This window comes from Blautia obeum ATCC 29174 (genome assembly GCF_025147765.1).
Lineage (GTDB): Bacteria > Bacillota > Clostridia > Lachnospirales > Lachnospiraceae > Blautia_A > Blautia_A obeum.
Window position 1 is genome coordinate 1983121 of sequence record NZ_CP102265.1, and the last position, 19816, is coordinate 2002936.

At 41.2% G+C, this 19816-nt stretch carries 18 protein-coding genes; 5 read left to right on the forward strand and 13 right to left on the reverse strand.

From position 1 onward, the window contains the following. Positions 1–27 precede the first annotated feature (27 nt). The 3 genes from leuS to NQ503_RS09530 all read right to left on the reverse strand — a co-directional run bounded on the left by leuS (position 28) and on the right by NQ503_RS09530 (position 4868). The gene (leuS, locus tag NQ503_RS09520) at positions 28–2430 is read right to left on the reverse strand and encodes a leucine--tRNA ligase (protein ID WP_005424488.1); all 2403 of its coding nucleotides are present in this window, start codon (positions 2428–2430) and stop codon (positions 28–30) included. A 39-nt stretch (positions 2431–2469) separates the two neighbouring features. After that, positions 2470–2688 carry a helix-turn-helix transcriptional regulator gene (locus tag NQ503_RS09525; RefSeq protein ID WP_005424487.1) on the reverse strand — a complete coding sequence of 73 codons (219 nt, stop codon included), beginning with the start codon at positions 2686–2688 and terminating at the stop codon, positions 2470–2472. A gap of 92 nt (positions 2689–2780) precedes the next feature. Continuing rightward, positions 2781–4868: an elongation factor G gene (locus NQ503_RS09530; protein ID WP_005424485.1), complete on the reverse strand. Its 2088-nt coding sequence runs from the start codon at positions 4866–4868 to the stop codon at positions 2781–2783. A 208-nt stretch (positions 4869–5076) separates the two neighbouring features. Between NQ503_RS09530 and NQ503_RS09535 the strand changes: the two genes are divergently transcribed. From NQ503_RS09535 to NQ503_RS09545, 3 genes are all read left to right on the forward strand, one after another. Then, positions 5077–6168, forward strand: a complete 1092-nt coding sequence (locus NQ503_RS09535) for a prephenate dehydrogenase (protein WP_005424484.1) — start codon at positions 5077–5079, stop codon at positions 6166–6168. A gap of 8 nt (positions 6169–6176) precedes the next feature. Further along, positions 6177–7454 (forward strand): 3-phosphoshikimate 1-carboxyvinyltransferase, encoded by a 1278-nt coding sequence (gene aroA, locus NQ503_RS09540; protein ID WP_005424483.1) that lies wholly within the window; start codon positions 6177–6179, stop codon positions 7452–7454. 165 nt (positions 7455–7619) lie between these two features. Beyond that, on the forward strand, positions 7620–8606 hold the full coding sequence (locus NQ503_RS09545; RefSeq protein WP_022388792.1) for a 2-hydroxyacid dehydrogenase: 987 nt from the start codon (positions 7620–7622) through the stop codon (positions 8604–8606). On the opposite strand, the gene NQ503_RS09550 is transcribed toward NQ503_RS09545, so the two are convergent. Continuing rightward, positions 8597–9436: a deoxyribonuclease IV gene (locus NQ503_RS09550; RefSeq protein ID WP_005424480.1), complete on the reverse strand. Its 840-nt coding sequence runs from the start codon at positions 9434–9436 to the stop codon at positions 8597–8599. The genes NQ503_RS09545 and NQ503_RS09550 overlap by 10 nt on opposite strands. 172 nt (positions 9437–9608) lie before the next feature. On the opposite strand from NQ503_RS09550, the gene NQ503_RS09555 reads away from it, so the two are divergent. Then, positions 9609–10871 (forward strand): CapA family protein, encoded by a 1263-nt coding sequence (locus NQ503_RS09555; protein ID WP_005424479.1) that lies wholly within the window; start codon positions 9609–9611, stop codon positions 10869–10871. Here NQ503_RS09555 and NQ503_RS09560 read toward each other — a convergent pair. Continuing rightward, positions 10834–11748, reverse strand: coding sequence for a LysR family transcriptional regulator (locus tag NQ503_RS09560; protein WP_005424478.1), 915 nt, complete (start codon positions 11746–11748; stop codon positions 10834–10836). The genes NQ503_RS09555 and NQ503_RS09560 overlap by 38 nt on opposite strands. Before the next feature lie 130 nt (positions 11749–11878). Here NQ503_RS09560 and NQ503_RS09565 point away from each other — a divergent pair, with 130 nt between their 5' ends. After that, a complete protein-coding gene (locus NQ503_RS09565) occupies positions 11879–12565 on the forward strand; it encodes a YoaK family protein (RefSeq protein ID WP_044925543.1) in 687 nt (228 codons plus the stop codon). 60 nt (positions 12566–12625) lie between these two features. Here the strand turns inward: NQ503_RS09565 and NQ503_RS09570 are convergent, their stop codons facing one another. The 8 genes from NQ503_RS09570 to NQ503_RS09605 form a co-directional block, all read right to left on the reverse strand. Then, positions 12626–14302, reverse strand: a complete 1677-nt coding sequence (locus NQ503_RS09570) for a hypothetical protein (protein WP_227190231.1) — start codon at positions 14300–14302, stop codon at positions 12626–12628. Positions 14303–14445: 143 nt separating this feature from the next. After that, positions 14446–14712 carry a DUF6092 family protein gene (locus NQ503_RS09575; RefSeq protein WP_005424475.1) on the reverse strand — a complete coding sequence of 89 codons (267 nt, stop codon included), beginning with the start codon at positions 14710–14712 and terminating at the stop codon, positions 14446–14448. Further along, positions 14705–15247 (reverse strand): nitroreductase family protein, encoded by a 543-nt coding sequence (locus NQ503_RS09580; RefSeq protein WP_022388787.1) that lies wholly within the window; start codon positions 15245–15247, stop codon positions 14705–14707. Before NQ503_RS09580 ends, NQ503_RS09575 begins: the two co-directional genes overlap by 8 nt. A gap of 54 nt (positions 15248–15301) precedes the next feature. Then, positions 15302–15955 (reverse strand): aspartate/glutamate racemase family protein, encoded by a 654-nt coding sequence (locus NQ503_RS09585; protein ID WP_154648330.1) that lies wholly within the window; start codon positions 15953–15955, stop codon positions 15302–15304. Between the two features lie 40 nt (positions 15956–15995). Continuing rightward, on the reverse strand, positions 15996–16940 hold the full coding sequence (locus tag NQ503_RS09590) for an aminopeptidase (RefSeq protein ID WP_005424471.1): 945 nt from the start codon (positions 16938–16940) through the stop codon (positions 15996–15998). A 107-nt stretch (positions 16941–17047) separates the two neighbouring features. Continuing rightward, entirely contained in the window at positions 17048–17722 is a 675-nt protein-coding gene (locus NQ503_RS09595) for an AroM family protein (RefSeq protein ID WP_005424470.1), read from the reverse strand. Between the two features lie 15 nt (positions 17723–17737). Then, positions 17738–18676, reverse strand: a complete 939-nt coding sequence (locus tag NQ503_RS09600) for a DUF1177 domain-containing protein (protein WP_005424469.1) — start codon at positions 18674–18676, stop codon at positions 17738–17740. Positions 18677–18694: 18 nt separating this feature from the next. Beyond that, the gene (locus NQ503_RS09605; protein ID WP_044925541.1) at positions 18695–19777 is read right to left on the reverse strand and encodes an S-methyl thiohydantoin desulfurase domain-containing protein; all 1083 of its coding nucleotides are present in this window, start codon (positions 19775–19777) and stop codon (positions 18695–18697) included. Positions 19778–19816 lie beyond the last annotated feature (39 nt).

Consider the following 19816-nt stretch of genomic DNA (forward strand, 5'->3'; position numbering starts at 1 on the left):
GGCTTTTCTTGTGCGTATATATAATTTTTATTTTGCAACAAAATTAACGATCTTGTTTGGAACATAGATTTCTTTGATCAGATTCTTTCCTTCAAGGAAGGAAGCAATTCTCTCATCTGCTTTTGCGATTTCGAAAGCTTTTTCCTTATCGCATCCATTAGGAAGAACTACAGTTCCTCTTACCTTACCATTTACCTGTACACCGATTTCTACAGTCTTGGCAACTGTCTTACCTTCATCATATACCGGCCACGGAGCAACTGCAAGCAGACCTTCTCCACCAAGGAATTCCCAGATCTCTTCGCAGAGATGTGGCGCAAATGGACTTAAGAGTTTGATAAAGATGCTTAAATCTTCTTTTCCGATATGTCCTTCCGCGGTAATTTCGTTGATCAAAGTCATCAGGCTGGCAATTGCAGTATTGAATTTCAGGTTTTCAATATCAGAAGAAACTTTTTTGATAGTGCGGTGAATCTTCATTTCCAGTTCTTCAGAAACAGGTTCTTCAGAAAGAATATCTGTCAGGCCTGCCACACGATCAAGGAATTTCTTGCATCCTTTAACGGAGCTGTCACTCCAAGGAGTTGCAGCGCCATAATCACCCATGAACAGTACATAAGTACGAAGGGTATCAGCACCATATTCTTCTACGATATCAAGTGGATCCACAACATTTCCTTTGGATTTACTCATTTTATCGCCATCCGGTCCGAGAATCAGTCCCTGGATAGAACGTTTTGCATATGGCTCCGGAGTGTTTACAACGCCAAGATCATACAGGAAATGATGCCAGAATCTGGAGTAGATCATATGTCTGGTAACATGTTCCATACCACCATTATACCAGTCAACCGGCATCCAGTATTTCAGTTTATCCATATCAGCAAGCGCATGAGTGTTGTGCGGATCTGTATATCTCAGGAAATACCAGGAAGATCCTGCCCACTGAGGCATGGTATCAGTTTCACGTTTTGCTGCAGCACCACATTTCGGGCAAGTGCAGTTTACAAAAGAATCAATCTTTGCAAGTGGTGACTGTCCGTCTTCGCCCGGTTCGAAATCTTTAACATCCGGCAGGCGAAGAGGAAGCTCATCTTCCGGAACAGCTACAACACCACAGTTCGGGCAATGGATAAGCGGGATTGGCTCACCCCAGTATCTCTGACGATTGAATGCCCAGTCTTTCATCTTATACTGAACGCCGGCTTTACCAATGCCTTTCTTTTCAAGTTCTTCCAGCATACGCTCGATAGAATCTTTTTTCTTGGTATAGCCGTTGAGAAATTCGGAGTTGATCATTTCGCCATCACCTGTATAGGCTTCTTTGGAAATATCTCCACCTTTAATGACTTCAATGATGTCGATGCCGAATTTCTTTGCAAAATCATAGTCACGCTGGTCATGAGCCGGTACTGCCATGATCGCACCTGTACCATAGCCCATCATTACGTAGTCTGCAATGTAGATTGGGATCTTCTTGCCGTTTACAGGGTTAACTCCCTCAAGTCCCTGAATGCGTACACCTGTCTTGTCTTTAACAAGCTGAGTTCTCTCGAACTCTGTTTTCTTGGCACATTCATTACGATATGCAGTGATCTCGTCCATGTTTGTGACTTTGTCTTTGTATTTATCAATGATCGGATGCTCCGGTGCGATTACCATGAAGGTAACACCAAACAGGGTATCCGGTCTGGTTGTGTAGATTTCAAGTTTTTCATCAATTCCATCAATATCAAAGTTTACAAATGCACCTTTTGATTTACCAATCCAGTGGATCTGCTGCTGTTTTACATTATCCGGATAGTCTACATCCTTAAGACCTTCAAGAAGTTTATCCGCATACTGAGTGATTCTCAGATACCATACATCTTTGGATTTCTGTACGACTTCGCTATGACAAATGTCGCATTTACCACCCTGACTGTCTTCGTTGGAAAGAACAACTTTACAATGTGGACAGTAATTTACAAGAGTTCTGTCTCTGAATACAAGACCTTTCTCAAACATTTTGAGGAAGATCCACTGTGTCCATTTGTAGTAGTCCTCATCTGTTGTATCGATCACACGGTTCCAGTCAAAAGAAAAGCCAACTTTCTTTAACTGGTTGGAAAATTTCTTGATGTTTTCATCTGTGATGATACGTGGATGTGTTCCTGTCTTTACTGCATAGTTCTCGGTAGGAAGACCGAATGCATCAAATCCGATCGGAAAAAGCACATTATATCCTTCCATACGACGTTTTCTGGAAATAACCTCAAGGCTTGAGTATGCTTTGATGTGTCCGACATGCATACCTGCACCGCTTGGATATGGAAACTCTACCAGGCCATAGAACTTCGGCTTGTCACTGTTGTCCTTGGCTTCGAAGACTTTGCTTTCTTCCCACTTTGCCTGCCACTTAGGCTCAATCTTTTTAAAATTGTATTTCATTTCTATGGTTCCTCCAACATTGTTATCTAAAAAATAATTTTAATTCAATACGTCCTGTTTGTCAATATTTCTATTACGGTACTGAAGCGGTGTCATGCCATATTTTTCGCGAAAAATCTTACCAAAATATGCATTTGATGAAAAGCCACAGTGATAACTGATATCTGTAATGGACATTTTGGTGTCGTCCAACAGCTGCTTTGCTGTATTCAGACGATATTCCATAACATATTCAAGAGGTGTTTGGTTGATATTCATTTAGAACAATTGTTTTTTCAGAAAAACCCTCACTTCATTAATCTGAAGTGAGGGTTTTTTATGTGTCTTATTATCAGAATCAGAAAAAGAAATTATTCAGTAGTATCTAATTTGCTTGCTCTTGCTTCGATCTCTTTGGCCTGAATATCATTCGGAGCCTGTTCATAGCGTGCAAATTCATAAGAGAAGTCTCCGCTTCCGCCTGTCATAGAACGAAGTGTTGTAGAGTAGCCATAGATCTCAAGCTGTGGAACATCTGCTTCGATAATGGTGTTACCCGCATGATCAGGATTCATTCCAAGGACACGTCCGCGGCGTTTATTAAGATCGCCCATTACATCACCGGTATATTTATCCGGAACAATAACTTTCATGGATACGATTGGCTCAAGAAGAACTGGGGATGCATCCATAAATCCTTTTTTGAATGCAAGTATCGTTGCCATCTTAAATGCCATTTCAGAGGAGTCTACCGGATGATAAGAACCATCGTAAAGTGTAGCTTTGACACCAACTACAGGATAGGCAGCCAGAGGTCCTTTCTGAACGCATTCCTGCAGACCTTTTTCAACTGCCGGGAAGTAGTTCTTCGGTACAGCACCACCAACAACAACCTGTTCAAATACATATGGAGTTTCCAGATCACCGGATGGCTCAAAACGCATCTTAACGTGACCATACTGTCCGTGTCCACCGGACTGTTTCTTATGTTTACCTTCCACATCAGAATTCTTGCGGATAGTTTCACGGAAAGCAACCTTTGGTTTGGAAAGTTCGATGTCTACTTTGTAGCGCTCTTTCAGTTTGCTGACTATAATATCAAGATGCTGATCTCCCATTCCGTAAAGGAGCGTCTGTCTGTTGGCAGAATCATTTACAACACGGAGCGTCTTGTCTTCACTTGCCATTTTTGCAAGTGCCTGTGCAATCTTGTCTTCATCACCTTTCTTAACCGCTTTGTATCTCTTATAGGTATAAGGGGTAGAAATTACAGCTTTCGGATAAAGGACCGGACTTGCCTTGGCTGCAAGGCTGTCACCTGTCTGTACGCTTGCGAGTTTTGCAATGGCACCGATATCACCTGCATGAAGTTCCGGAACTTCGAGAGGTTTGGAACCTTCCAGAACATATAATTTATTGAGTCGTTCTTCTTCTCCTTTTTCTACATTGAGAAGTGTATCATCTGATTTGATAACACCAGATGCAACTTTGATCAGAGAATATTTGCCGAGGAACGGATCTACGATTGTCTTCCACACATATGCGGATTTTGTTTTTGCAAAATCGTAATTTGCTTCAAAGATCTCATTGGTCTTCTGTGAAATACCATTGCAGGAACGTTTGTCCGGACTTGGGAAATATCCACAGATGTCATCAAGAAGATTGGATACACCGCGAAGATTGATCGGAGATCCCATACATACCGGAACAATACTTGCATCCTGTACATTTGTTGCAAGTGCTGCGGAAACTTCAGTTACAGAGAACTCATCACCCTCAAAATAACGATCCATAAACTCTTCGCTGGTCTCTGCTACAGATTCCATCAGGATATCATGATATTTTTCCAGATATTCATTCAGATACTCTGGAATATCACATGGTTCTTTACCTGCTTTGTCAATATATTTACGACCGGCCTGTTTGACAACATTGACATATCCTACGAATTTACCATTTTCACGGATTGGGAAATGGAGTGGTGCGATTTTTTTGCCATATAACTCTGTCAGTTCTTCCACGACTTTTCGATAGCTGACATCATCTACATCCATGTCTGTTACAAAGAACATACGTGGCAGTTTATATTTCTCGCAGAGATTCCAGGCTTTCTGTGTACCTACCTGTACACCTGCTTTACCTGAAACAACGATAATTGCTGCATCAGCTGCGCTGACAGCTTCCTCTACTTCACCCACAAAATCAAAATATCCCGGTGTATCAAGTACATTGATCTTTACCTTATCCCACGGTACCGGAATCAGTGTAGTAGAAATAGAAAAATGTCTTTTGATCTCTTCTTTATCAAAATCACTGACGGTATTTCCATCTTCTACTCTGCCAAGGCGGTTAGTCATTCCTGCCAGATAAGCCATTGCTTCTGCTAATGTAGTCTTTCCGGATCCCCCATGTCCTAAAAGAACCACATTGCGAATTCGGTCAGTTCTATAAACGTCCATATGTAATACCTCCCTGTATGTCTAATATGTTCATATTCTACTAAAATTTCTCGCACTTTTCAAGTATTTTATATAATTTTAACAACATTTTTTGTTCGAATTGTGTAAATTATTAACGAATTTACCGATTTTATGGCTCTATTTGACATTTATAGTATATTCTTTTAAAATAAAAGCATAGTTTAACTTGGAAAGGATATCAAACATCATGAAAACCATTGGTTTTATCGGGCTTGGCCTGATCGGAGGATCTATCGCAAAAACGATCCGCAAATTTCATCCAGACTATCATATTCTGGCATATGCAAAACATAAAGAAACTCTGGCAGCTGCATTAAACTGTAATGCGATCGATGCTGTACTGGAAGAAAAGGATGAGCGATACCATACCTGCGATTATATCTTTCTCTGTGCACCGGTAGAATACAATATAGAATATCTGAAATATCTGAAAAATGTAATTTCTGATGACTGTATCATCACAGATGCAGGAAGTGTCAAAGGACCAATCCATAAAGCTGTTGAAGAACTTGGTATGGATCACTGTTTTATTGGCGGACATCCGATGGCCGGATCTGAACAGTCCGGATTTGAGCATTCCTCAGATCATCTGCTTGAAAATGCATATTATATTCTGACTCCGGGTGGTCAGGTGCCGCTTGAAAAGCTTACGGAATTCTCAGAACTGATTGATTCACTGGGCTCTATCCCTATGGTTCTGACTGCTGAAGAACATGATTTTATTACCGCAGGTGTCAGTCATCTGCCTCATATCATTGCTTCTTCTCTTGTTAATCTGATAAACAAGCTAGATAATGAAGCAGAATATATGAAGACGATCGCAGCAGGTGGTTTTCGTGATATTACCAGAATCGCTTCCTCTTCACCTGTTATGTGGGAACAGATTTGTATTGAAAATCATGAAAATATTTCATCAGTACTTGATGAGTATATCCGCATGTTGATTCAAATTCGCTGTTCTATCGACAATCAGGAAGCTTCATACCTTTACGATATGTTCGCCAAATCCAGAGATTACCGAGATTCTATCGACGCTTCGTCTTCCGGTCTGATCAACAAAACATATATGCTTTATATTGATATTGTAGATGAGGCAGGTGGAATCGCTACGATTGCTACAATTCTTGCAATGGAAGGAATCAGTATCAAAAATATTGGTATTATTCATAACCGCGAATTCGAACAAGGCGTTCTAAAAATAGAATTCTATGAGCAGAATGCACTGGAAAAAGGCTGTGCGCTTCTGAAAAAACGCAACTACATAGTATATGAACGGTAGGTAGTCATATGGAAATCAAAAAACAGACAAATTTAAGAGGTACTTTAACAGTACCGGGAGATAAATCCATTTCACACAGAGCAGTTATGTTTGGCTCTCTTGCAAAGGGAACTACATGCATCTCTCATTTCCTTGAGGGTGCAGACTGCCTTTCTACGATCTCCTGCTTTCGCAAAATGGGGATTTCAATAGAATGCAGGAAGTCTGAGATTCTGGTTCACGGAAAGGGACTTCACGGTCTTTCCGCTCCGGAGGCGCTGCTGGATGTCGGTAACAGCGGAACAACCACCCGCCTGATTTCAGGTATCCTTGCGGGGCAGAAATTTATTTCAGAACTTGATGGGGATGACTCCATCCGTACTCGTCCGATGAAACGTATCATGACACCGCTTGCTTCCATGGGTGCCGATATCACAAGCAAAAGAGGCAATGGCTGTGTTCCTCTTCTGATCCATGGTAAGGAACTTCACGCAGTTCATTATGATTCTCCGGTGGCTTCTGCGCAGGTCAAATCCTGCGTCCTTCTTGCCGGTATGTATGCAGATGGGGTAACCAGTGTTACAGAGCCGTTTTTATCCCGTAACCATACAGAGATCATGCTGAATTATTTTGGTGCAAATGTAACATCCGAGGGAACAACTGCTTCTATTCTTCCGGAACCTGTACTGGAAGGCAGAGCTGTAAAAGTACCTGGTGACATTTCATCAGCAGCATATTTTATCGCAGCCGGACTTCTGACTCCGGGAAGCGAAATTCTGCTGAAAAATGTCGGGATCAATCCAACAAGAGCCGGAATGCTTAAGGTGTGTATGGATATGGGCGCTGACATCACCCTTCTGAATCAGAGTACAGAAGGTGAACCGACTGCCGATCTTCTGATTCGCACCAGCAACCTTAAGGGAACCACGGTTGAGGGAGCTGTTATTCCTACACTGATCGATGAAATTCCAATGATTGCGGTTATGGCAGCTTTTGCTGATGGAACAACTGTTATCCGTGATGCACAGGAACTCAAAGTTAAAGAATCTGACCGTATTACAGTTATGGTTGAAAATCTGAAGCGTATGGGTGCTGATATAGAGGGAACAGATGATGGTATGATCATTCATGGAGGAAAACCATTGCATGGAGCTACCATTGATTCTCATTTGGATCACAGAGTAGCGATGTCTTTTGCTGTTGCAGGAACGATTTGTGACGATCCGATGGAGATTTTGCATGGTGACTGTGTAAAGATTTCTTATCCGAATTTTTATCAGGATCTTTACAGCCTGGGAGACAAATAAATATCCAATCACAAATATAGATAAGAAAACCTGTCTTTACATAAAAATGGAAAAGGCAGGTTTTTTTATGAACAAATGTATACGTTTTTATCTGGTGAGACATTCTATCAGTAAACAGAGTCTGAGCTATATATGCAGATTCAGATGAATTTACAGGAGGTCTTTATGAAAATTTTATTCTATGGAACCAGAGATTATGATCAGATATTTTTCGACAGGTTAAAGCCAGAATATCCAGATATTGAATTTACATTTCTTGAATCAAACTTATATAAAGAAACTGCATCTCTGGCCGCAGGATACGATGGAATCTGTGCGTTTGTAAATGCAGATCTCGGAGCAGAAGTCATTGAAGAACTGAGACATCAGGGAATACGACTGATATTGATGCGCTGTGCAGGATATAATAATGTAGACCTGAACAAAACTGCAGAATGTGGCATAAAAGTTCTTCGTGTTCCCGGATATTCCCCCGAGGCAGTTGCCGAACACGCTATGGCGCTGGTACTTACCGCAAATCGCCATACCCATAAAGCATATATCAAATGCAGAGAAAATAACTTCTCACTGAATGGGCTCATGGGAGTTAATCTGTATGGAAAAACAGCCGGGATCGTAGGTACTGGAAAGATTGGTCTTGCAATGGCACGAATCTGTCAGGGATTTGGGATGAAAATCGTTGCTTATGATCTTTATCCAAACGAAAGCTCCGGACTGGAATATGTTTCTCTGGACAGACTGCTGGCAATCAGTGATCTGATCAGTCTGCACTGTCCTCTTACACCGGAAACGCATCATATGATAAATAAAAAATCGATTTCCCGGATGAAGGATGGCGTAATTCTCGTAAATACATCACGCGGAGGACTGATCTGTACAGAAGATCTGATCACCGGTATCCGTGATCATAAATTCTGGGCAGTAGGGCTTGATGTTTACGAAGAAGAATCTGATTTTGTGTATGAAGATATGTCCGAATATATTTTAAAAACTTCCACTGTACAGCGGCTGCTCTCTTTTCCAAATGTTGCGCTGACATCACATCAGGGATTTTTTACCGAAGAAGCTCTGACCAATATTGCAGAAACAACCTTGCAAAATGCAGAAGCTTTTCGGACAGGAATGGAATTAAAAAACGAAATCTATTTATAAAAAGCTTCTTTCAGAACATGGATCTCTTCTGTCCATCCAGAATCGTCATTTGGGGTTTCGAGGATAAAAGGGATTTCCCGCAAAGCCGGATGTTTTATTATACGGGCAAGAGCCTCCATGCCAATTTTTCCCTCTCCTATTCTGGCATGGCGGTCCTTGTGGCTTCCGCAGTCATTCAGACTGTCATTAAGATGAATGGCTTTTAAACGCTCCAGACCAATGATATGATCAAAATCATTTAAAACGCCATCTAAATCATGTACAATATCATATCCTCCATCCCAGACATGACAGGTATCCAGGCAAATTCCCATTTTGCTTTTCTTTTCTACGAGATTCAATATTTTTCTGAGTTCTTCAAAATTTCTTCCAACTTCCGTTCCTTTACCGGACATTGTCTCCAGTAAAACAGTGGTTGTCTGTTCTTCGGTAAGAACATCGTTAAGAATTTCAGCAATTTTCTGAATACCAATTTCGCTGCCCTGACCTACATGACTTCCCGGATGAAAATTATAATAATTTCCCGGTGTATATTCCATTCGTCGAAGATCATCTGCAAATGTTTCACGCGCAAAAGTTCGAAGTTCTTCTTTTGCAGCGCACGCATTTAACGTATATGGTGCATGCGCAACGATCTTTCCAAAATGATTTTCCTGTGCAAGTACAAGAAAATTCTGAATATCTGTTTCATCAATAGCTTTTGCTTTACCTCCACGGGGATTTCTTGTGAAAAATGCAAACGTATTTCCTCCATTTTTTATAATCTGCCTTGCCATTGCGGCATACCCCTTAGATGATGAAGTGTGGTTTCCAATATATAAAACAGTCATATTACTTCTCCTTCGTTACTGTCCACTCCGTTCGCAGTAATTCTTTTTTTTATCTTTTTATATTCTTTATCTTAAAATGATTGACGGAATCTGTCAAACTTCTTATACTCTTTTTAAATAGAATTTTTTGTCGAATTTTGCAAATAATTCCAGACAGGAAAGGGAGTATATAATGAATCAGACCGGCAGACATTCAAAAAAACGTAAAAGAAAAATGGTAAAGAAATCGAGATACTATCGTGAACGTCAATTGCGAATTTTATATATCGGAATTGGTGCAGGCATATTACTACTTATTCTAATCTTAAGTTTTGCAGTAAAAGGATGCAGTTCTCGAAAATCAAAAGCGGCTTCTTCCAGTAAAGCAGAAAACATCAGTCAGACAGGATCACTCACTGTCACACCAGAACCAAAGATGGATCCGGTATCGTTAACACTCAGTGTTGTCGGCGACTGTACATTGGGAACTGACGAATACTTCGATTATGATACCAGCCTGAATGCATATTACGAAAATTATGGCGCGGACTATTTTATGGCAAATGTAAAAAGTATTTTTTCTAAGGATGACCTGACAATTGCAAATTTTGAAGGAACTCTTACAGAATCTACGGAACGAGAAGACAAGCAATTTGCCTTTAAGGCACCCGCTTCCTACGCAAATATACTTACAGCAGGCTCTGTAGAAGCTGTTAATACAGCAAATAATCACAGCCATGACTATGGTGAGGAAAGTTTCAATGATACATTGAAGGCTCTGGATACAGCGAATATCCTTCATTTTGGCTATGATGAGACTGCTGTTACAGAAGTAAAGGGTGTCAAAGTAGGGCTGGTAGGAATCTATGAGCTGAATGATCATCTTGGCCGGGAAGAACAGCTGAAACAGAATATTGCCAAAGTAAAACAAGATGGTGCACAGCTGATCGTTGTTATCTTTCACTGGGGAAATGAAAAAGAGGAAGTTCCGGATGAAAACCAGAAAACACTTGGACATCTGGCAATTGATGAGGGGGCAGATCTTGTCTGCGGCCATCATCCACATGTTCTGCAGGGAATCGAAGAATATAAAGGTAAGAATATCGTATACAGCCTTGGAAATTTCTGCTTTGGTGGAAATGCATATCCAAGTGATATGGACACTATAATTTTCCAGCAGACATTCACGATTGATCAGAATGGTGTAAAAGATGACAATGTAACCAATATCATTCCATGTTCCATCTCATCTGATTCTGATTATAATAACTACCAGCCAACTCCTGCTGAGGGCGAAGAAGCTACTCGAATCATGCAAAAGATCCAGAAAAGAAGTTCCTGGATCAAGGACGGTACAGTAAGTGATTCTGAAACAGCTACAGAATCAGATGAAGAATATGATGAAAATTCAGATGCGTTTACAGATTCTGATGATACTGAGGATCCAGAAGCCTGATTTCAGGAATTTTGCTTACTGTATTCAGAAGCTCCTGCAGAAATTCCGTGACCAGAGGATGTGCATTTCGCTGGTCATTCATAATTGCATAGCATGTACGATACTCCGGACCGTTTTCAAGAGAAACGATCCGGCAGTTTTCGTTTTCGGCTAATTTATGTCCAAGAGTTGCCGGCATGATTGCCCAAGCATCTTTCAGATCAAGCAGCTGACGCAATAATGCCATATTATCCAGCATAACTTTGACTTCAGGATCATTTCCAAACCAGTAATCATGCCACATAAGAAAAGTATTGCTCCATGGAATATAGATCTCATCGGTGCTGTTTAACTGAGACGGGAGAATCCCATCCTGATAGGAAGCACTTTTGTGGCACACAAATACAAGCTGTTCTTCAAAAAGTGGGATTGTCTGAACCTTTTTGAAGAAATGGGGATTGGTGATCAGGCCAAGATCTGCTTCTTTATTTTCGATAGATTTATAAGAAAGATTTGACTGCATGGTGTTGATATGCAGACTACATTTTGGATGACTCTCCAGAAAATTCTCAATTACCTGTGGCATAAAATAAAAATTAAGGCTGTCTACATTTACAATTCGAAGCTGTGTGGATGGCCGCTCGAACTTAATCTTTCCGGTTTCAATCCACAGCTGTTCCCATTTTCTGGCAATTGGGACAAAACGCTGGCCCGCATCGGTAAGCTCCAGTGTACGGGATCCTTTGCGACGTATGATCAGCTCTGTCCCCAGCTCCTCTTCCAGTGCTGACAGACGATGACTTAATGCCGGCTGTGATACAAAAAGACTTTCTGCTGCTTTGGAAAGAGAAGAACTGGATGCTATGGTAAGAAACGTGTGTATATCCTGATATGTCATGTATTTTCCTCCATATGTAAAAACATAAATATAAACATAATTTATATTATATAGACAAAATATCAATTTTACAATATATATGAGCGAGATTATAATAAAAAATGACAAAATAAGAAAAGGAATGATTTTCATGGATGAAGCAACGCTGGAAAGAAGGCTGCATCTGAATATGACTCTGATTGGTGGGTTTATGGTTGGATATGGTGTTATAAATCGCCATGATATACTTGGATCTGCACAGACTGGAAATATGGTTTCGTTGGCTATGGATGCCGTAGGACATGCAGATGAGGAGTGGTTTTTCCGTATCATAGCGTTGATAATTTATGTTGCATCAGTATCGTTGACTGTGATCCTCTCTCATAAGATCTCAAAGATGAGTCAAAAAAGACTCAGTATTCTGATAGATGGAGCTGTTTTGCTGATCATTGGTTTTTATCCGGCGGAAATGAATCCATTTGTTGCTCTGTTTCCAATCTTTTTTGCTACAGCTTTTCAGTGGTGTTCATTTAAAGGAGCAGATGGTTTTGCAAGCTCCAGTATTTTTTGTAGCAACAATCTTCGTCAGTGCGTAACAGGATTTACAGAATATCTGTGCAGCAAAGATGAACAGTCTCTTCACAGAGGAATTTATTTTGGAAAAGTACTGCTCAGTTTTTATGGGGGCGTTGCCGTTTCCTTCCTGGCAACACAGATCTTGGATCTGAAGGCTTCCTGGATTGGAATTCTTCCAACTGTTTCTGCGTTTCTATTATGTAATGTAGAATATGGAAGGTGTAAAGTAAAAAAAGAGGATATCCTCAAGGCTTCTGCCTGAGAGGATATCCTCTTTTTAAATTAAGACTCAATTATCACGCTTCTGCTATCAGCTGTTATGTTATGCTGCATCATCTTCTGCGGTAGTATCTGTGTCTGTTTCAGTATCCGCATTTTCCTCTTCTGCTGGCTGTGAAGCGCTTTCAACCGCTGCTTTTAATACATCTTCAAGCTGAGTAGCCAGCTCATCCGGAACACCTGCTGCCTTGACATTAGCAAGGAAAGTATCCCAGTTTATTTCTGTGAGATATTCGGTCATAGCTTCATCATCTGTTGCATCGTAAGTTTTATCAAGAGATGCAAAATCCGGAATTTCAACACCTTCACCATAGGAACCTGTGATAGACAATGTTGCCAGTGCTGCACCAGATGTTGTCACTGTCAGATCCAATGTAGACGTATCTGCATCCGCATCAGATGTAAGTTTAATAACTGCACCAAATCCAGCCAGCATATCTGTTGCCGAGGTATCTGTATCATCTTCTGTGCTTTCTCCTGCTTCTGAATCGCTGCTATCTGTTTCTGCTGCAGGGAAGGAAATATTAAAGGTTCCGTTATAATATCCTGCTTTTGCAGGTTTCGTTTCCAGATTTTCTACATTGATATCAACAGTTTCTGTACCGTTTACCGCAAGGATATAATCTCCATTCAGAAGACCATCTGCTGTTTTGCCACTTCCTGTAAACGTGAAAGAGGAATCATCCGCTGCAAGCTCAAGCAGTAATGCAGAATCTTCTCCCTCAGAAGGTGCTTTCCAGGTAAAGACAGGCGTTGTATCAGTACCATCCGTTATACCAAACTGACGACCTACGATCTTACCATCTCCGTTCACCCACACTTTGGAGGAAAATGCTTCATTCTCAGTGGATCCTTCGTCATCTCTGTTCATATCATCCAGTGCATCTGTGATTAAATTCTGGAAATCTTTGTACTGGTTTTCCTCATTTGATGCATCATCTGACCATTGGTCAAAAAGTGCCTTGATCTCTTCATCATCTTTGGCTGTTGTCAGTACTTTTTCGACAATTGTATACGCTGATTTTTCAGAAATAATACCTTCATATGCTGTGCATTCTTCGCTGATGCCATCTACAGATACACTTTCTTCTACAGAAGAACCTTCTTCAAAACTGTCAATTATAATGTTTCCATAACGATCCAGCAATGTAGAAAGTGTTTTGGAATCCGGAAGCACAGAAGTAAGATCTGAAAGTGTCGTCATATAAGTGTTTAGGAACTGCTGCGCTTCTTCTGAATTTTCTTCAGAATCTGAAGAAACAGGAGCTTTCATATAGGAATCTGACAATTCCGGAATCTGAATATATTCCATCATATTTGCAAGATCCATATATACGTTAAAATCACAAAGTTTGTTATCATTCAGAAGAACAGAAGACACGATTGCTTCGACACCATCTTTGATGGAAATATTACTGTCTAGGCTGATGCTCTGTAGCCAGGAAACATCCGTTCCACCCATAAGTGCACCAATCAAAGCACGTCCGGTATCCTCTACTTTAAGTGTCATGTTGCTTTTACTTCCGGCGGCAGATTTCTTGTAATTTTCGAGATAAGTATCCCAGGTTTCCGGAATACCGTCTGTGAGTTTGTTAAGGGCAGCCTTTTCTGTTTCCTGATAGGAACCTGCTGCAAATGCTGTACTGCTTCCTGAGAGAATCAGGGATGCACATAAGACTGCTGCAGCTGATTTTTTTAAAATCTGTCTGGTTCGATTCATGATAAATCTCCTTCCATTTTGTGATTTATGTAGATATATAAACATATTACCATGATTCTGTCGAATATACAATCATATATCCGCTTTGTTTTCAGAAAAAGCTCCGGAAATTCCTGTTATTTCAGGAATTTCCGGAGCTTTTGTTAAAGACAGTCCACAAGCATCTCAGATGCTTTTTCCAACATTTTGGCGAAACCTTCCGGTTCTGTCAATGCCTTTCCTTTGTCTGCGTCAATACATCCAAGCAGTGCACGGTAAGCATCATTTTCCGGATATTTTTCACAGATAATCTTGCAAAGTCTGGATGCAGCCTCTGTCAGTCTGATTGAACCATAACATGCAGGTTCTTCCGGAAGTGCTTTTGCACTTGTGATCAGATAGACAAGTAATTCAAATTCTGGATTATTCATGATTCTCCTTCTCTGATTCTGTAATATGATCAAAAAAACATATCTCTTCTAACGGAGGACGTTTGGGGCAACGTGGTTCACCCTGGGGATATCCAATCGACATGAGCATTTCAATACGATATCGTTCAGGGATGTTCAGAATCTTACGTATCGCAGAATCATTATAGGATTTGATTGCACATGTCCCGAGCCCTAATTCAACAGCTTTGAGCATAAGATTTTCAGCAGCCATGGAAGCATCCATCAGACAACCGTATACTTCTGAATTTTTACCACCCTTTCTGGCTGCTTTATGCATATCTGAACAAATCACAAGGATGACCGGAGGCTTGCCTGAAAGTCCAGGACTAAAGAGATCAACTTTTTCTTTGAGCTGCTGATCAGTGATGAACAGAAATCTCCACGCCTGCAGATTGCTGGCTGAAGGCGCCTGCTGAGCCGCATCAGCCAGAGTAAGCAGTAAGGATTTTTCTACAGGATCAGGACGAAAAGACCGGATGCTGTGACGGCCCATAATAGCTTCGTTTAACAACATATCTTTATTACCTTTCTGGCAGCATATGGCCGGTTATTATAAGTCTGAGCTATATTATTTTTTTCTGAGATATTCAAAATAAGCAAACATACCTTCTGCCATAACCGGGTCAATAACTGGAAGTCCAGTCTCTTTTTCAAGATCTTTGGCAATGCCGATTGTTGCAAGTCCGGTGCAGGCAAGAGCAATTACTTCTGCACCCTGTTCTTTTAATTTCATACCCAGTTTCAGTACACTTGCTTTTCCTTCCGGAGTCATCAGATCCAGTGTGCTGTGTACACCTTCTGGTCTGCCGAGAATCATCTGATCAGGGATCATTCTCATGTATGCCTGAGGTGCATAGTCTGTAATTCCAAGTACACCTATCCTGCTTCCGTATTTGAGAGCCAGTGCTACAGTTGTCTCACCGCCGCCGGTAACAGGAATGTCCGGGAGAACTTTACGGATTTCTGCAACACCCGGATCATCTGCACAGCTTACGATGATCATATCTACATCCGTAAAGGAACGTGCTGTTTCAACAATTTTGGGAAGGGCAATTTCACCGAGCTCAGGGCTGTGTATTCCTTCATACTGATCCGGAATGCATTTGGTTACTACCTCCAGTTCAGGAAAATATTCCATGATCTGTTTTCCATGTGACTGAAGCACTTCTTCATCTTCGGTTGTGAGTACACGGATCAGACCAACTTTAAACTTTTTATTCATATCAGTTCCTCCTGTCATATTTTTATCTGTCTGAAGTAAATCAGATAAGAAAAACTCCGTTTTCGATTACTTTTGTATCATCCAGATATAAAGTCGGACGCAGGATGATTCCATCCATATGGCATTCTGCTTTGTTTGTTCCACCAAAAGAAGTGTTGGTACCAAAGGCGATATGAACAGTTCCATATACTTTTTCATCTTCAAGGATGATACCGTTCAGAATTGCAGCTTCATTTGTTCCGATTCCAAGTTCACAGACTGTTCCGTTGATTTCATTTTTTAGGAGAATATCAAGATTTTCGCTCTTCTCTCCTGTTACGGAACGTAGTTTTCCGCCGGAAATCGTCATGTGAAGCGGACTTTCAAGCTTACCAATGCCTACCATGGAACCGTCAATGATCATTTCTCCATCAGAACCGTCTTCGAGCGGTGCAATATAGGCTTCACCTGAAGGAAGGTTTCCGCACTTTCCGGCTTCTCTGTATACACCAGGGCTTGGAACACCATTTCTTCCACTAATATTGATGTTTAACACATAACCGTCTTTTTCAATGCGGGCACGGGATGCTCTGGTCAGCATTTCTGTTACTTTTGCAGTTAATTTTTCAACTTCATTGTAATCAGCAGTCATTGCACCGCGTGAAAACATTTCTTTTGTGATACCAGGCATAGTAGCCACACGAGTACCTGCTTTGGCTGCTTCAATACGGGCATTCGTATGGGTCAGAGACTGTGCAGTCGGAACGAGCACGACATCAGCTGCTTTCATAGCTGCTGCAATCGCTTTTGGCGGTTCCTGCCCGCTTACTTCGCGTTCTTTCATTACCATAAGCAGTTTTTCGCAGCCAAGATTTCCAGCTGCTTCATAAATAGCTTCACCAATCTCCTTACGGCTGTCATCTGTGATGATCAGCACTTCTTCTCCTGTTTTCACTGCAAGACAGGAAGTCAAAACATCTTCTGCAATTTTCACTAAATTCTCCATTGTTGATTTCCTCTTTTCATAAAAATAATTTCGGACATTTCGCCGGACTTATGAAGTACCCTGCGAAATGCCCGGTAAAATATTGCCTTTATATAAAAGCTGCTAATTCAGATATCTGTAAGTTCAGAAACAACTCTGGCAAGAAGGGTTCGTGGAAGAACAACCTTTTTACCTGTCTTTTCTGCAAACATCTTCTTCATTTCCTGTGTATATCCAATGCAGTCAAGAACGATCAGATCTGCTTCAGAATTCTTAATTTCTTCTGCTGCTTTTTCAAGAGCATCCCATTCACCATATGGTGAAGCGGAAACTGCTTTGACATGATCCACATATTTTTTCCATTTGTTTTCACACTGTTCAGTCTGAAGTGGTGATGGTGTCATACAGATAATATCGGATTTTTTGGTCATTAGCGGAACAAGACGGTTCAGTAGTTCACATGGATATATCATAGGGATTTTTCTGGTAGAAAGTGTTTCAGGGAAACTGCCTGTACAGAACATCATGATAAGACTGCATCCCTCATCTTCCATACGGTTAATTGCATCTTGAAGTCTTGGCAGAATATGACGCTCTGCAAATGTTACAGAACTTCCGTCTGTTAATCTGGATACCAGAACATAATCATCCTTGCCTGGAGCAAATTCTGCAATCTGTTCTTTTGTGAGACCGTCGAGACCGCCGGCCTGAACAAGTTCCAGTGAATCATCAAAGATATGTAAGATATCTGCGGTCACATCTGTACGTGGTGCCTGTCCAATTGTAATTGCTCCTATTTTCATGTGAAATCCCCCTTATTATTCATTTCCGAGAGTCTGAAGATGTTTCATGCTTCCATACAATTTCTGAAGACGTGCATATTCATCTGCATCATAGAAGCTACACTGCTTTCTTCCATATGCTTTGGCAACTTCCAACATAAATCTTGCAGCCTCTTCAACATCAGCAGCATGTGTTGCTCCTGTAGCACATCCAGGAACCATAGTTTCTGCTGTGATCGCAACACCTACAACTGGTGCATCTGTTGCTGTACATGGCTGCAGGATACTATTCAGATGATGAACATCATTTCCATATGGTGTGATATCCTGTGTTGCAAGAGGGAATACATATGGAAGGCGTCCTGTAGTGATCTGCATCAGATCAAGAAGATCTTCAGAAGTTCTTAATACATATCCTTCTTTTACTGTAGGAGAAATCGCAAATCCTCTTGTATTGATTACACGGTTTCCTTTTGTTGTGTCTACAACAAGCAGTGCATCCAGGTCAGGAGAAACTTCTTCTTTATTTACCTGTGCCATTTCAACTGGAGATCCCATGAATGGAACCGGATCATGAGGGGCTGTCGGAGCATGTGGGCAGATATGTGTTGAGATAAATACATCACCATCAAGATAATCTCCCTTGTTCTGCATATCAAGCAGCTTTGCTGCAAGAGCTACTGCACAGAGAGCACCGTCACCATCTGATACGAATCCGATACGTTCCGGACGTGCACCGATTCCACCAAGTCTTCCAAGAAGACCGATTGTTGGAGCATCTCCACCGTTTGTTTTACCATTTTTGCCAGGAATACGAACTTTAAGCATATCTGTGCTTCCCTTAGGTCCAACCAGTTCATAAACCTCAACGTTGGCATCCGCTTTAATTCCGAGAAGATATTCTTTTACTGCTTCTCCTGTTACGAATGAACTGTCAAGTACTTCGTAAGCATCAATGATCTGTTTCATTAACATGTTATTATTTCCTCCTGATTACTTATCCAAATAACTGATTAAGTCTTTTTTGATTACATCTTCTGTTGCTTTCAGCAATTCCGGCGCATACATGGTCGGCGAAAGTTTCAGATTCTTCTTGTCTGTGGTGATCACGTAGACATCAAGGCCCTCTTCCATCATGGCTGTTGTTACAGGTTCACCTGTTTTTGCGTTGATCGTCATGATAAGGTCAGGGAAAGTAGCAAGTCGTTCACCATCTTTTTCTACAGTTGCGTATTCATTCCAGAAAGTCATATCACAGCCGCCTACGGTTGCATAACCTACATCAAAACCTCCAGTTGTCTCAATTGAGAAATTCTGTACCGGACCTCTGGCAAGTATGCGTCCATTCAGGAAAGTACAGAGACTGTTTACACCCTCTTCTACGGAAGTTTCAAGTCCTTTTAAGAATGCTTTTCCTGTTTCAATTGCAAAGCTGACACCACCAATGGCACAATTTTGTCTGGCATAGGATACTTTGACCGGATTTCTGGCTACTGCAACCAGACCGCCGGCTTCGATAGATGCAAGACGCACCATTTTAGAAGTATGATCGATATTTCCTTCAAAGAAGCATTCAATATGATTTCCTGTATCCGGATTGCCGCCGACACATGCCTGAACGGTGGTATAATCTGGGATTTCGTGAAGATTCATACTTCCCATTACTCCTGTCGGATGCGCACGTCCGTTACATGGTGCATCCACAACCGGAAGTCCTGTAACGGCAGCCTGAAGCCAGCCATTTACAGTAGCTTCTCCACCCTGCTCATTTGTGATGATGCCGCCAATATGAAAATCACAGTTTTTCTGAAGAATCTCAACTGTTTTAGCGATATCCTTTGGAGTCATATACTGATTCGCTGCATTCGGTGCGCCGACCAGAGAGGCGGTTAACAGTACATCATCTTCATCCAGATCATCGATTGTGATCAGACGAAGGTCTGTATAATCCACTGCAATCTCTGCATATTTTCTGCCCTTTTTCGGATCACCGCCACCACCACCGCCGAGGATCGTACCCCCGGCGAGCGCAGCATCAAGGACATCTTTTGTAAGACGAATTCCTTTTGTTTTCATTTTAATACTCATCTCCTGCAATAAAAAAATTAAAATACC

Excerpts from the sequence above, each read along its gene's own strand:
- leuS (WP_005424488.1), bottom strand. The coding sequence starts at position 2,430 with ATGAAATACAATTTTAAAAAGATTGAGCCTAAGTGGCAGGCAAAGTGG.
- NQ503_RS09525 (WP_005424487.1), bottom strand. The coding sequence starts at position 2,688 with ATGAATATCAACCAAACACCTCTTGAATATGTTATGGAATATCGTCTG.
- NQ503_RS09530 (WP_005424485.1), bottom strand. The coding sequence starts at position 4,868 with ATGGACGTTTATAGAACTGACCGAATTCGCAATGTGGTTCTTTTAGGA.
- NQ503_RS09535 (WP_005424484.1), top strand. The coding sequence starts at position 5,077 with ATGAAAACCATTGGTTTTATCGGGCTTGGCCTGATCGGAGGATCTATC.
- aroA (WP_005424483.1), top strand. The coding sequence starts at position 6,177 with ATGGAAATCAAAAAACAGACAAATTTAAGAGGTACTTTAACAGTACCG.
- NQ503_RS09545 (WP_022388792.1), top strand. The coding sequence starts at position 7,620 with ATGAAAATTTTATTCTATGGAACCAGAGATTATGATCAGATATTTTTC.
- NQ503_RS09550 (WP_005424480.1), bottom strand. The coding sequence starts at position 9,436 with ATGACTGTTTTATATATTGGAAACCACACTTCATCATCTAAGGGGTAT.
- NQ503_RS09555 (WP_005424479.1), top strand. The coding sequence starts at position 9,609 with ATGAATCAGACCGGCAGACATTCAAAAAAACGTAAAAGAAAAATGGTA.
- NQ503_RS09560 (WP_005424478.1), bottom strand. The coding sequence starts at position 11,748 with ATGACATATCAGGATATACACACGTTTCTTACCATAGCATCCAGTTCT.
- NQ503_RS09565 (WP_044925543.1), top strand. The coding sequence starts at position 11,879 with ATGGATGAAGCAACGCTGGAAAGAAGGCTGCATCTGAATATGACTCTG.
- NQ503_RS09570 (WP_227190231.1), bottom strand. The coding sequence starts at position 14,302 with ATGAATCGAACCAGACAGATTTTAAAAAAATCAGCTGCAGCAGTCTTA.
- NQ503_RS09575 (WP_005424475.1), bottom strand. The coding sequence starts at position 14,712 with ATGAATAATCCAGAATTTGAATTACTTGTCTATCTGATCACAAGTGCA.
- NQ503_RS09580 (WP_022388787.1), bottom strand. The coding sequence starts at position 15,247 with ATGTTGTTAAACGAAGCTATTATGGGCCGTCACAGCATCCGGTCTTTT.
- NQ503_RS09585 (WP_154648330.1), bottom strand. The coding sequence starts at position 15,955 with ATGAATAAAAAGTTTAAAGTTGGTCTGATCCGTGTACTCACAACCGAA.
- NQ503_RS09590 (WP_005424471.1), bottom strand. The coding sequence starts at position 16,940 with ATGGAGAATTTAGTGAAAATTGCAGAAGATGTTTTGACTTCCTGTCTT.
- NQ503_RS09595 (WP_005424470.1), bottom strand. The coding sequence starts at position 17,722 with ATGAAAATAGGAGCAATTACAATTGGACAGGCACCACGTACAGATGTG.
- NQ503_RS09600 (WP_005424469.1), bottom strand. The coding sequence starts at position 18,676 with ATGTTAATGAAACAGATCATTGATGCTTACGAAGTACTTGACAGTTCA.
- NQ503_RS09605 (WP_044925541.1), bottom strand. The coding sequence starts at position 19,777 with ATGAAAACAAAAGGAATTCGTCTTACAAAAGATGTCCTTGATGCTGCG.